General features: G+C 58.8%; 10 protein-coding genes and 1 pseudogene. 5 read left to right on the forward strand and 6 right to left on the reverse strand.

Going from position 1 to position 12,813, the window contains the following annotated elements; genetic code table 11:
• Positions 1-63 precede the first annotated feature (63 nt).
• The 4 genes from ACIOWE_RS00835 to ACIOWE_RS00850 all read left to right on the forward strand — a co-directional run bounded on the left by ACIOWE_RS00835 (position 64) and on the right by ACIOWE_RS00850 (position 6,429).
• Positions 64-432 (forward strand): isochorismate lyase, encoded by a 369-nt coding sequence (locus tag ACIOWE_RS00835; RefSeq protein WP_401386106.1) that lies wholly within the window; start codon positions 64-66, stop codon positions 430-432.
• Between the two features lie 290 nt (positions 433-722).
• Positions 723-1,799, forward strand: a complete 1,077-nt coding sequence (locus ACIOWE_RS00840; RefSeq protein ID WP_401386109.1) for a helix-turn-helix transcriptional regulator — start codon at positions 723-725, stop codon at positions 1,797-1,799.
• Positions 1,800-1,808: 9 nt separating this feature from the next.
• Entirely contained in the window at positions 1,809-3,224 is a 1,416-nt protein-coding gene (locus tag ACIOWE_RS00845; protein WP_401386112.1) for a hypothetical protein, read from the forward strand.
• 10 nt (positions 3,225-3,234) lie between these two features.
• A complete protein-coding gene (locus ACIOWE_RS00850; RefSeq protein WP_401386470.1) occupies positions 3,235-6,429 on the forward strand; it encodes a hypothetical protein in 3,195 nt (1,064 codons plus the stop codon).
• Between the two features lie 687 nt (positions 6,430-7,116).
• Here the strand turns inward: ACIOWE_RS00850 and ACIOWE_RS00855 are convergent.
• The 4 genes and pseudogenes from ACIOWE_RS00855 to ACIOWE_RS00870 form a co-directional block, all read right to left on the reverse strand.
• A pseudogene (locus ACIOWE_RS00855) lies at positions 7,117-7,356 on the reverse strand (arylsulfatase); the annotation flags it as partial.
• A gap of 58 nt (positions 7,357-7,414) precedes the next feature.
• Positions 7,415-7,900: a YybH family protein gene (locus ACIOWE_RS00860; RefSeq protein ID WP_401386115.1), complete on the reverse strand. Its 486-nt coding sequence runs from the start codon at positions 7,898-7,900 to the stop codon at positions 7,415-7,417.
• A gap of 18 nt (positions 7,901-7,918) precedes the next feature.
• Positions 7,919-8,905 carry a zinc-binding alcohol dehydrogenase family protein gene (locus ACIOWE_RS00865; RefSeq protein ID WP_401386118.1) on the reverse strand — a complete coding sequence of 329 codons (987 nt, stop codon included), beginning with the start codon at positions 8,903-8,905 and terminating at the stop codon, positions 7,919-7,921.
• 10 nt (positions 8,906-8,915) lie between these two features.
• A complete protein-coding gene (locus ACIOWE_RS00870) occupies positions 8,916-9,293 on the reverse strand; it encodes a YybH family protein (RefSeq protein ID WP_401386121.1) in 378 nt (125 codons plus the stop codon).
• 124 nt (positions 9,294-9,417) lie between these two features.
• Between ACIOWE_RS00870 and ACIOWE_RS00875 the strand changes: the two genes are divergently transcribed.
• The gene (locus ACIOWE_RS00875) at positions 9,418-10,296 is read left to right on the forward strand and encodes a LysR family transcriptional regulator (protein WP_401386124.1); all 879 of its coding nucleotides are present in this window, start codon (positions 9,418-9,420) and stop codon (positions 10,294-10,296) included.
• Positions 10,297-10,424: 128 nt separating this feature from the next.
• On the opposite strand, the gene ACIOWE_RS00880 is transcribed toward ACIOWE_RS00875, so the two are convergent.
• Both ACIOWE_RS00880 and ACIOWE_RS00885 read right to left on the reverse strand, forming a co-directional pair.
• Positions 10,425-11,447 carry an XdhC family protein gene (locus ACIOWE_RS00880; RefSeq protein WP_401386127.1) on the reverse strand — a complete coding sequence of 341 codons (1,023 nt, stop codon included), beginning with the start codon at positions 11,445-11,447 and terminating at the stop codon, positions 10,425-10,427.
• An 11-nt stretch (positions 11,448-11,458) separates the two neighbouring features.
• Positions 11,459-12,811, reverse strand: coding sequence for a c-type cytochrome (locus ACIOWE_RS00885; RefSeq protein WP_401386130.1), 1,353 nt, complete (start codon positions 12,809-12,811; stop codon positions 11,459-11,461).
• Between the last annotated feature and the right edge of the window lie 2 nt (positions 12,812-12,813).

Below are 12,813 nucleotides of genomic sequence, written 5' to 3' on the forward strand. Positions count from 1 at the left end.
CGTGCGTCAGAGGTGCAGCATGATGCGGCAATTTCACTTTTTTCAGAGAACGGAGTCTCCTGCATGGAAGTCATCAATCATTTGCAGCCCGAAGCGTGCGCAGGCATGGAGGACATCCGACGTGAAATCGATGCCCTCGATCAGGCTGTTATCAACCTGTTGGGCAAGCGTTTTCAATACGTCCTCGCTGCCTCGAAGTTCAAGACCTCGGCGACTTCAGTGCGCGCGCCGGAGCGCTTCAAGGCCATGCTGGCAACACGACGCACGTGGGCAGAGGCCGAGGGCTTGAATCCGGATGCAATCGAGAAAATGTACAGCGACCTGGTGAACCCAAGGCGGGATAGTCGGGCTGACCCTGCATATGTGTCAGCGAAAACCGGCCATGCCCTCAGGCAGCTCTCCGCGACGACAAGATTTGTCGCCCCCCCGTAACAAAATGCAAAAAACACTAGGAGCCCGCTGTCATGAAGAACCTGTTTGCCGCCATCGGTTGTGTTGTGGTGCTGAAAAAGGCCTATGAGCTGTACCGCGAGTACCAAGACTTGAAGCGTTACGAGGAAACCGCCCCCCCACACGGCCACTGAGCGGCCTGCACGCCTCTCCGACTTTAGTCCCGTGTTACGTTAGATAAGTAGCACTGCGCCATCATTTTTATTAGCATCGTGGAAAACCTGACGTCAGCCACCAGGCGCCAGCGACTGATGCATAACAAGGAAGTGTCCATGTCTCAAGCGAAGGATACGCTGTTCAGGCTGTTTGCTTTGCTGCGCCTAATTCCTACCGAGCCGCACCGTATCGCCAGCACCACACTGTTGGAGAAGCTGCATGACAAGGGTTTTTCCGTCACGCTGCGCTCTATCCAGCGCGACCTCAATCGGCTCTCCCTACCGTTCTCGTTGCAATGTGACGATAGCGAATCACCTTTCCGCTGGAGCTTCACCCGCGATGCACCGCTGAGGCTGGAAGACATGGACGCGCCGACCGCGCTCGCCCTCTACCTGTCCGAAAGCCATCTGACAACGCTACTGCCACAGACCGTGATCGACCAGCTCAGTCCGCAGTTTCGCCGAGCCCGGAATTTCCTTGGCGATTTGGGCCACAACGGTTTGGCGGACTGGGCGCGTCGGGTCCGTGCGATCCCCAACGGTAAAACACTCTTGCCAGCGGCGATCGCTCCCGAGGTCTGGGGAACGGTCTCGGGGAGCCTGTTGGAACGTCGACAGATCGAGGTCGCCTACCGCAGTCGCAGCAAAGGTGATGTGAAGCAACTGGTTCTGCACCCGGTCGGGTTAGTCTCCCGGCATGCCATTACTTACCTACTTGCATCGGTTGACGGCTACGACGACTTGCGCCAGTTCGCCCTGCATCGGATCCAGTTGATCCGCATGCTGGAAACCGAGACCGGGGAGCACCCCGACTTCAACATCGACGAATACATCGCTAGAGGCCGCTTCAGCCAACGCCAGGGCGATGACCGCGTTGAACTGGTCGCGGACGTCCATCCCCAACTTGCCGAGTTGCTGAGCGAGACGCCGCTCAGTCGTGAGCAATCCCTAGTCGATCTCCCCGACCAGACCTGGAAGCGCTTGTGCGCTTGGGTCACCCTGGACCGCGAGACCCTGTGGTGGATCTTCGGCCTCAACGAGAACATACGTGTTCATACCCCTCAGATCTGGGTCGATGAGATCCGTCAGCGCCTGAAATCAATGCAGCAGTTCTATCTGAACGAGGACGCGCCTGTCGCTGCCGCCTCTACCCATTTCAGCGTCGGCACTGCCTTCGTTCAGCACAACGTCTGAGGCTTTCTCATGGATAAGCAGGAAAACAAACTCATCAGCCATTCGGTTGGCCTGTGCCCGATCTGGCCCACCCAGGCCTCAGAAAAGATCGGCCGCATGGTCGGCGAGATCAGCCAGTCCAACAATATCATGGCCAAGATCGCTTCCACTGCCCAGAACAAAGCGATTAAGGGCGGGTTCGCGGCGGAAACCTGGCATGCCGAGTCGTTCAACCTAGACGCTATCCTCAAAGACAAGGATGTCCGGGCCTTCACCGATAACTTCGCTAAAACACCGCTGGCGAAGAACGACATGACTCACGACATCGTCATCTTGAAAGGCGATACCCAACTGCAGGGCGCACAGTTGAAATACTTCAAGAACGCCGATGCCACGCAGAAGGCGTTTCGCTCAAGTAAGGACGGGGTTCACCGTTACGAGAACGCCGACGTGTTCCTCGGGCCGTCCGACCAGATTGAAGGCATCAAGCTGTCAGCTCACAAGGACATGCTGAAAAACCGGGACACCCGCCCCCAGGTCAGCCGGGCCGCTGAGAAAGTGCATGACAAGGCCGCTGGCCGTCTCGACGCCGAGGGCGTTCAGTCCACAGGATTGAGTAAGCGTGACGCGGAGCACGTTGGTGCGGGATCGAGCTCCGGCAAAGAGCTGCATGAGAACATGCAGACAGGCTACCTGAACAAAGCGACCTTCCAGCAAAGTATGCGTGCGGCAGGGTCGGCAGCCATCGTAACCACAGTCATCGCCGGCAGCATCAATACCTTCCAGTATATCCGTCAGGTCAGGGGGGGCGAGATCACTGCCGAACGGGCCACCGTGCTGATCCTGCAAAACACGGCCATCGCCGCCGGCGACAGCGCGCTAAAGGCTGGTGTGGCCTCCGCGAGTGTCAGCATCGCCGCTCGCTCGATGCCCGGCCTGTTCGCCGGCTCGGTGTTCAAACGTACCTTCGCCAATGGCGGCATTGCCGGGGCGGCGGTCTGCGCGGTGGACGTGGTGCAGAACCTGGTGTTGTTCGCCGCCGGCAGGATCACCGCCGAAGAACTGGAGACCCGCACTGGAAAGGGGTTGCTGCTGACCGGCGCTGGTGTGAGCGGTGCCTCGGTAGGCGCGGCGATTGGTGCCCTAGGCGGCCCCGCCGGCGCACTGGTAGGCAGTATCGTCGGTGGCCTGATCACGACGCTAGCGATGAACATTGCCGTGGACAATCACATCGAGAAAAGCTTCCAGCTGACCTTGGTCGCCACAGAGCGCGTGGTCAGCAACGGCGTCGCCGTTCATGAAGCCCTGGAGTACCTGCAGGTCTCGCAACAGTTCTACGGCGACTTCCACAAGGGCTTATACCTGTCGGAGAAACACTTCGCCGCCCAGGTCAAGACCCTGGAAGCGCAAAGCAAACGACTCAGCAACAAGATCAACACTCTTTAAGGCCGGAACCATGAGCGAGACAACGACAGAGCTACAAGAGCAGATTTTCCACGAGCCGCTGCAAGGGCCCGAGCTGGAGGCTGTGACCACACTCGTCAACCGCCACAAGGCCAACGCTGCCTTGACCCAGCAACTGGCCCTGGATGCCTCGCGCCTTATTACCAGTAGCCAGGAGCGACTGAACAAACAGTCGGGAGCCGGCTTCCTCAAGCGTTTCGCCAGCAGCCTCACCGGCAAGAACAACGAAAACCAATTGCTGAACCAAGCCGACACCCTGCAAATGCAAAAGTACGCTTGGCACTACCTCAAGCAGCTGCAACAGCAGAACCTGATCAACGCGCAGAGCATCGCAGTCATCCGCAACAACCTGGGCACGATAAACGACTACATCATCGAGACCCGGGACTTTCTGGAAACCGCCATAGACCGGATCAACAACCGGTTGAAGACCGTCGAGAACAGCGCCAGCTTCCACAACTGGTCACTGAACATCGAGGCCAACAAGCGCCGCTTCAAATCCATTCCAAGCAACCTGCTGATCCTGCACCTGACCTACGACTTCTTGCGCGCACATCGGGACATCGAACTGACCGAGCGCGATGTCAACCATCTGGTGGTTACCTTGGAAAAACTCGGGGTCAACTGCGATGCCGAAGTCGAACTGCTGGGGTTCATCATCGAGCTGATCGATCAGATCGAGGTCTTCGGCGTCGATCGCTACCGCACCATGATTGAGCTGGCGGTTAACGAAGACCACGTGCTGGACTCACACTTTATCCAGAAAAACATCTCGGGGCTTGGTTTCAACGCGCTGTACTTCCTTTCGGAGCAGTACGAAAAAATCATCGACCTCACCGACGATGAGCTGTGCAATAGCGACGCGGCCCGAGAAAAAATTATCTCGCGATTCTTCGGCAGTGAATTCGGCGGCCTCTACACCAACTATGGTGTTCGTGACCTGATCGGCGAAGTGATTGGCGGCAGCTTGGTAGCACTGGACATTTACAAGGAACAAAACGGTTTCAACGTCAGCGCTGACGCGCCTTTGGATGAGGAACAAGCCGCAACTCTGTCGCTGACCTCCGACCTGCCGGACATCCAGTCCCACAGTTTCCTCGACAAGGCCGACGACGAGGCGCGCCGCACCTACCTGCGCTTGTTCGCGCTGTGCTTCGATAACGCGGCCTCGCTGGACGGCGCGGGCCAGGAGTTTCTCTGCCAGTTGGCCGAACACAGTGGCTGCCCTGAGGTGGTCTCGCAGATTCTCGGCATCGCCGACAATCCGCTGAAAGAGCGTGAGCACCTGCCAGTGCTGCAGACGCTCCTCAATGACGATGACAAGGCCTACACATGGATCATTGACGCCTTCTTCCTCCTGACCTTGTGCAGCAAGAAGGTTGAGAATCCGCGCATCCTACGCATCCTAACCGTTCTCAAGCCTGGCAACTTCAAGGAAAGCCTACCGCTGGTGCGTGCGCTGCTAAGTGAGAGCGACGAAACGGCGCTAGTGAAGGCGGCAGCAGGGTTGACCACGCTGACTCAAGGCTGGAAGAACATGGTGCGATACCGCGCTTTGAGCTTCGAGCAATCCTGGATCGCCACGGAGAAACAACTTTATGCTGCCAGCATGGATGCCATGAACATGACCATGGACCTCATGACCGCCACCAGCAAGAGCAGCGACTGGTCGTCGTTCATGGAGTCGTTCGATGATGGCTTCCTTGGAAAAATGGCAACGGCGGCAAGTAGCGCAGCGTATACCATCGGCCGCAAGTCGGTCCTGTCTAGCCTCAACGACATGCGCCGCAAGGCTCAGGATTTCATCGCTACGAATGCCCCGGCACTGAGCGCCGCCAATCGCGTGATCGCCCAATGGGGCCTGCCGCGTATCGAGTTCGAGAACGAAATATCCTGGTCCGACTACGACTTGGACAACTCTGCAGAAAACGATGACTGGTACCACCAGTTGGACGACTGCGAGCGCCAAATCGACCGGACGCTCACGGCATTCTCCGACGCCTGCTCTGATGCGGATGATCAGCTCGGTTACTTCCGCACGGGCGATTTCGACAGTTCAGTAGTGCTGGCCCGAGTGCGCAAACAGGAAGAGCGGGAACAGCAGAAATTGCGCGAGGCGTTGGAAAAACAATCCGTCACTTTTGAGCACGACGGCAAGCGACACTTGTTTGCCATCGACTGGCACGACATGCAGAACCCTCCCTGCGATCCAGAGGAGATTCGCCATATCAAGACCGATGGCAAGGTGTGGCTGATCGTGGACAACGACGAACAGTTCTATCGCAGCGAAGACGGCGAGAAATGGCAGCCGGTCAAGCCCAATGTTGACGATGAACACATCTGGATTCGCCGGCTCGACGTGATTGACGGCACTTGGGTACTGATGGTGGGTTCAGAGGGGTTCTACTACTCCCGTGACGCCCTGAACTGGGAGCGTTCGCGGTACCCGGACGTCAGCGACAATTACGCGTTTTCCGCCACGGAAGATCTGGTTTTTTTCAATGGCCAGTGGCTGTGGCGTTTCACCGAGCGCACCGAGTTCGAATATACCGACAAAGGCTTCCTGTTCGACTCGACCAAGACCTCCAACTACGACAAACCGGCGTTTTTCTGCGCTGAGGAACCGGGCGCGGCCTGGGAGCGCTGGGAGGATCGCCTGCACCTTTCCGAAGGCGAGGAAGTGGAGTATCTGCGTGCGATACCGGGCACGGCGTGCCTGCTGGCATTCTGCAAATACCGCAGTTTCTACACCACGGTGAAGAAGAAGACCAACACCAGTTCGTCAGTGATGTACTACGTGCAGGGCAAGGGCTGGCGAAACTGCACTTGGCCTGAAGACGACCTCTCTTTCCATGATCCAGTCGTCACCGCTATGGGCGGCACACTGATGTGCTTCTCCTGGGGCAACCTGCTGACTTCGCAGAAGGGCTACGACTGGAAGCGCCAGTCGGATGCGCTCAATGTCGAGACCTGCTACCACCTCAAAGACCTGAGTCTGTTCCCGTCGCACAACAACCACCAACGCATACACGTCAGCCACGACGGGCAAGCGTTCAACGAAATCATGCTGGAGGACGGTACATGGAAGTATTTCACGGCCAACGACCAGCGCGCCCTGTGCGTTTACGCGCCAGACTCCCACGAAACCTATCTGCGCGTCGGAACCTACGTTCGCCAAGTCAAATGATGAAACTCGCCCCCGCGGGGCGACGCCAAGTGCAAGGCAGCAACAGCCGGTTCGCCAGCGGAAGGGGTACCCTGACCCCATCGCTGGCGGGCCAGCGCCCATAGCTCCGTTTGGGCCTGCAACCGACATCATTATCCGCGATACGCGGTCATTCATGACCGACTGTTATCGACTCTTAGAGGACGTTGTAGTGCACTGAGTAACTAGTAAAAAGGTCATCTCCAGTTCTAGGTGCTGAAACGAATTTATGATTACTGGCTATGGTCAACGCGTTTGTAATCGGTGCGGCGAATCAATTACTGCTTATTGTCCATCAACTGAAACGATAGCAATCATTGGGGTTTTCCACGAGAAAGGTGATCAGGCAGTAGTAGATGAGATAGTCCGCAGAGAAAATATTGATCCGGATGTTGTCTGGGAGTATTTCCGCCATCGGATGAATTCTCTGTGCGAGCAAAAGCTTGCCCAGTGCTCATTCTGCGGAGGTCAGTTGAGGACTTGGCGCGCGCGTCAATGCATGCACTGCTTTAGAGACTGGCACTGATACACAGCGATTATCGAGCTGAGCTTTCATGTTCTGAATTGCATTCTGACGATTTCTGACTGATCGCTTCTAGTCGGAAGCAGTCCACTTCCAACGGCTGCTTTTGGCCGATTGCTGCCTCTTGAAAGGAAGCGCAACCGCCCCTGGCCCTTCATCGATTCGTATACGTGGGTGAAAAGGTGCAAGCGGGTGGTGTTCATCCAGACAATAAGCGGTTTGCCCGACTTGGCCTGCCGCTCGATAAACGCTTGTGCCGCTGCGGTGGTTTCGTCGTCGATGGTTTTCATACGTTCAGCCGTCAGCGCGCCGATGTCTTCGATCTTGCCGTCGGCATCGCTGTGAATTACCCCGCGTGGTGTCCGCGATTTGATGAACTCGAGGTCGCCTATGAGTTGATCTGCCGGTGGTTACCCACCGGCATCTCGCCTGCGAACGCAGATTTCACTGCAGTCGGGGCGGATTGGTGGTCGTGAAGATGTAGCGCGCAAAGCGCCATTGGCCGTCAGCTTCCCGGTGCAGCAGGAAAATTTCCTGGTTGCCTTCGGCACGGGCGGGTTGATCGCCGGACAGCAGTTTGACCGTTCCATTGGAGCGAGTGCGGGCGAACGCCCAGTCACTGGACAGCTGTTGGATCTCATCGACAGTGAAACGAATGTCGAGCCTGATCGTGTTGAAAACCTGGCGATAGGTCGCGCGCACCGCGTCACGGCCCACGGCTGGCGGGCTGTGTTGCGGCATGAATACGGCATCGGCGGCATACAAGGTCATGACACGGTCGACGTCGGATGCATTCAGTGCCGCTTCATAATTGTCGAGTTGGCGGGTGACGGCTGTCTTCACTGGATCCTCGGCGCCGGCGTTGGCGGCCTGAGCCGCCACGGGCAGTAGCTGTGCGCTGAGAAGCAAAGCAATCAATGTAGTACGCATGGCTGTAAACCTCTGATATCAGAGCAAGACGACGAGCTTGCCGAGTGCGCGATCGCTTTCCATCAAGCGATGCGCCTGGCGAACTTCGTCGAAGGCGAAGGTCTGGGTATGAATGGACGGCATCCGTTTGGCAGCTATTTCCTTGGCGAGCCACGGCAATGGCGTGTCCGTGAGTGGCAAGGCCGGCGTACCGAACAAGCCGCTCGGAAAGAAGTTCAGCCGAACCCCGGCAGGCAGGTCCTGCATCAGGTGGAACTGCTCCAGGATCGGTGCGCCGCCGAGCAGGCCGATGACGCTCACTGCGCCGAAGGGGCGCAAGGTCTTTATCGTGTCGCGCAGCGTCGCGGCCCCGACCACTTCGAGTGCGGCATCGACACCTTGAGGAGCGATTTCGCGAACACGCTGCGCGATGTCCCCGCTGTCTACGAGCACGGCATCAGCACCCATTTCGTAGAGACGCTGGCTGTTCGCGGCGTTGCGTGTAGTGGCGATCACTGTTAGTCCGCGAGCCTTGGCATAGGTGACGGCTGCGAGGCCAACCGATGACGTTCCTCCGCGTATCAGCAATGTCTGGCCTTTCTGGATGGCCAGGCTTTTGTCCAGTGCCCCCCAAACAGTCAGATAGGCCTCCGGCAACGTGGCGAGTTCTTCCCAGGAGAGTGAGGTGCCGTCCAGCGAGACCACGTTGTTGCGCAGAACCGTGACGTGCTCGGCATAGCTGCCATTACGGCTGAACTGCATGCCGCCCATGGCCGTGGCCACGCGTTGGCCGGTGCGAAAGATGCCCGCAGGGTCATGGATGATTTCGCCAACGGCCTCGATGCCGGGTACACGAGGCGAAGTGATCTCGCCCATTTTACCGGCGCGCAGATACGCTTCTGCGCGGTTGAGGCCAAAGGCACGGACGCGGATCTTCACTTCGTCCTGCGTGGGTTCGGGTGACAGGATGTCTCGCAGTTGCAGGACTTCAGGGCCGCCCGGTTGTTCAATCACATAGGCTTTCATTGTGGTTTCCTCAGGCACGTGGCTGGTTGGTTGCGAACAGGTACCGGTGGATCTTCCACTCGGAGTTTTCACGTCGGAACACGAACAACTCGTTGTTGCCTTCGGTCACTTCGATGCCGGCAGCAAGAACACGGGTGCGGCCCGATGACGAAGTCCGCACCCAGGCCCAATCACCCGTTTCTTCGATCTCATGGAGGTCAAAACGCACGTTGAGCTGGAGGGTCTTGAATACCTGCTCGTAGCCGGCACGTACCGCCTCGCGGCCGATCAGGGCCGGGGCATGTTGCGGCATGAACACCGAGTCGCTGCCGTAGAGGCTGAGGATGGTGTCGATATCCGCGGCATTGAGCGCGGCTTCGTAGGTTTTGAGGATGGATTGAATGGTCATGTTGGCACTCCTGATTGATTGAAAGGTTGTTTCTCAAGCAAGCGAGTGCACTATCTACTGATTGAATGTGGAAGATAATCCACGTAGGAGATAGTCTTCATCTCAAATATGAGAGGGAATAGTCATGGACTTTAATGCCGTCCGGATGTTCGTCAGCGTGGCGCAGACCGGCAGTCTGTCCGCCGCCGCCGAGCGCCTGAGCATTCCGTTACCGACGTTGAGCCGACGCATTCGTGAGCTCGAACAGCAGTTGAAGGTGCAGTTGCTTGAGCGTTCGGTGCGAGGCACCAAGCTCACGGATTCGGGGATGCGCCTGTATGAACATGCCAGCCGCGGCATTGAGGCATTGATAGAGGGCGAACAGGCTGTGATCAGTGATCAGGCGCAGTTGAAAGGGCGCTTGCGGCTGTCATTGCCGCCGGCGTTTGAACCGTGGTGGGACGTCCTCGCGGCGTTTCAGCGGCAATACCCGCAGATTCAGCTCAGCGTCTACACCACCGCGCGGCGTATTGATCTGATTGAAGACGGCGTCGATGTCGCCCTGCGCGTAGGAACGATTGCCCATGAGACGCTGGTCGCGCGCCGCATGCTGACTTATCGACACGTGCTAGTGGCGAGTCCGGCATTGATCGAGCGCTTGGGCATCCCCGACACCGTTGAGGCTCTGCACAGCTATCCCTGTGCGGTGTGGACTCAGGGCGGGAGTGCGACATGGCAATTGGGAGATCAGCCCTTCACGCCGGACTCGATACTGTCGACCAACGACTACGCACACCTACGAAGCCGGGCATTGGCCGGTGATGTGGTCACCGAACTGCCGCCATTCCTGGCGGCAAATGCCATTCGCGAAGGGACGTTAGTCGCGTTGCTTGCCGATCATCCGCTACCCGAGCAACAGATCAACTTGCTCTACCCGTCGCATCGGCATCCGTCTGCCATTGTGCGGGCGTATCTCGACTTCTCTCAGGGGTATTTGGGGCATCTGGCCTCAAGGTGGAACTGATAGCGGCTGACGTCTGAGGATCGAAATGGACATGGAGCGCGAGTAGAAAAAGCGCCAATGACGACGCTGGGTTTGCGCTGCAGGATTGCTGAGAAATATGCGCTGGGCATTGGCAATCCGGCGAAGCTCTAAGAGGATGACGCCACAGATTCGATGGAATGTTTAGCCTGGGCGACGCTGAGCCTGCTCGGCAAGCTCGCACCATTCTTGGTCGCAAGGATCTCGGCCATCACGCTGACGGCGATTTCCGCAGGCGTCTTGCTGCCGATGTAGAGGCCGATCGGCCCGTGCAGGCGCTCAAGCGATGCCTCGGTCTCGCCAAAATGCTCGATCAGGCGTTCGCGGCGCAGCTGGCTGTTGCGCCGCGAGCCGATGGCGCCGATATAGAACGCCGGGCTGTGCAGCGCTTCGAGCAATGCCAGATCGTCGAGTTTGGGGTCATGACTCAAGGCGACGATGCAGGTGCGCAAATCGACCGCGAAGTCGCGCACTACGTCATCCGGCATGCCGACGATGCGCTCCACACCCTCTACCGTCCAGGTTTCGATGTATTCGGGACGCGGATCGCACACCGCCACTTTGAAACCGTTGAACAACGCCATGGTGGCCAGATACTCGGCCAGCGCGCCGGCACCGATCATCAACATCCGATAGCCCGGGCCCAGGGTGTTGATCATCTGCGCGCCATCGAAGCTGAACTTTTCCGGCGTCGCGGTCGGTTCGAGCAGGACCTGACCGCATTCCAGCGTCAGGCGACGACGAACCAGTTGCCCGGCCTCCAGTTGCGTCAGCAGTTCATCGAGTGACTGCCACGCCGGGTTGAACTCAAGGATCAGTTCAAGCGTGCCGCCACAAGGCAGGCCGAAGCGATGCGCCTCATCGGCGCTGACGCCATAGCGCACCACTTGCGGCGCGCTGTCGCTAAAAGCGCTGCCGCCATGGGCCGTGGTGTAGCGATGGATCAGATCATCCTCGATGCAGCCGCCGGACACGCTGCCCAGCACGCGACCGTCGTCACGCAAAGCCATCATCGAACCCGTCGGCCGTGGTGATGAACCCCAGGTTTGCACCACCGTGGCGAGCAGCACACGCTCGCCAGCGGCGAGCCAGTCCCGCGCCGTGCGCAGGACCAGCAAGTCGATGCTTTCCATCAGATTCTCCTCTAACGCATCTGCAGAATGATCGGGCTGCTGCTGGCCGGATCGGTGTGTTCACGCAACTTGCCTACCGTCTGCGCATCAACCGAACTGCCCTGATTGCCCCAAGTGCTGCGCATGAAGGTCAGCACTTCGGCGATCTGCTGATCCGACAGTTGCTCACGGAAGGCCGGCATGCGATAGGCGTCCGGCACGCCGGCCGCGACCACACGCTGCGAACCATTCAAGGTGATGTTGATGGCCGAGGCGCTTTCCTTGGCCAGTGCAGAAGTCGCGCCGGCCAGCGGCGGCATCCATTGCGCTTGACCCTTGCCGTCCAATCCGTGGCACGAAGCACAGCGCGTGACATAGGTATGAGCGCCGGGCGAGTCCGGACGTTCCGCTGCCGAAACCGCTTGATACTGCCAAGGCGCGCCATCCCGTTCGCGGTCCCCGGGAAGCGACTTCAGGTAGTGGGCAATCGCGGTCAGATCGTCATCGCTCATGAACTGCGTGGAGTTGTTGAACGCCTCGGTCATTGAGCCGTAAACCACTGCGTGTTGGTTGCGACCGGTCTTGAGGAACTGGACGATTTCCGCCTCGTTCCAGCGGCCCAGTCCGGTGTTGTGATCATCACGCAGGCTCGGTGCGTACCAGCCATCGAGCAAGGCGCCAGCGAGGTACGGCGTAGCGGATTCATCCAGTGCCTTCTCGTTGAACGCCAGGCCGCGCGGTGTATGGCAACTGCCGCAGTGCCCGGCGCCCTGAACGAGGTAAGCGCCACGGTTCCACTGTTCATCCTGCGAGGGTTTGGCCACATAAGGCTCGGCGTCGACAAACACGCCGTTCCACAGTGCAATCGGCCAGCGCAGGTTCAGCGGGAACGGAATCGCACTGGGGATGTTCGCCTGTTTCACCGGCGCCACGCCTTTCATGAAGAACGCATACAGCGCACGCACGTCGTCATCACTGAGCTTGGCGTAGGACGGGTAGGGCATCGCCGGGTATAACCGGCGACTGTCGGGTGCCACACCGTGACGCACCGCTCGGTCAAAATCCGCCAGGCTGTAGTGACCGATGCCGGTTTCCGTGTCCGGGGTGATATTGGTGGCGTGGATCGCGCCCAGCGGCGTGGCCATTTCCAGGCCGCCGGCGAACGGCGCGCCACCCGGCACGCTGTGACAGGCTACGCAATCGCTGAGCCTGGCGACGTATTCGCCACGGGCGACCAGCGCCGGGTCGATATCGGCGACGGCGATCTGATGGTTTTCCAGGCGCGAGACAGGCTCGCGGGTGACATACCAGGCCAGCAGGCCTGCCGCGACCAGGCACGGCACCGCCAGCCAGCCAGCGGTTCTTGCGAATCGGCTGTTATTCATGG

Source organism: Pseudomonas sp. NPDC087598 (genome assembly GCF_044743525.1).
GTDB lineage: Bacteria > Pseudomonadota > Gammaproteobacteria > Pseudomonadales > Pseudomonadaceae > Aquipseudomonas.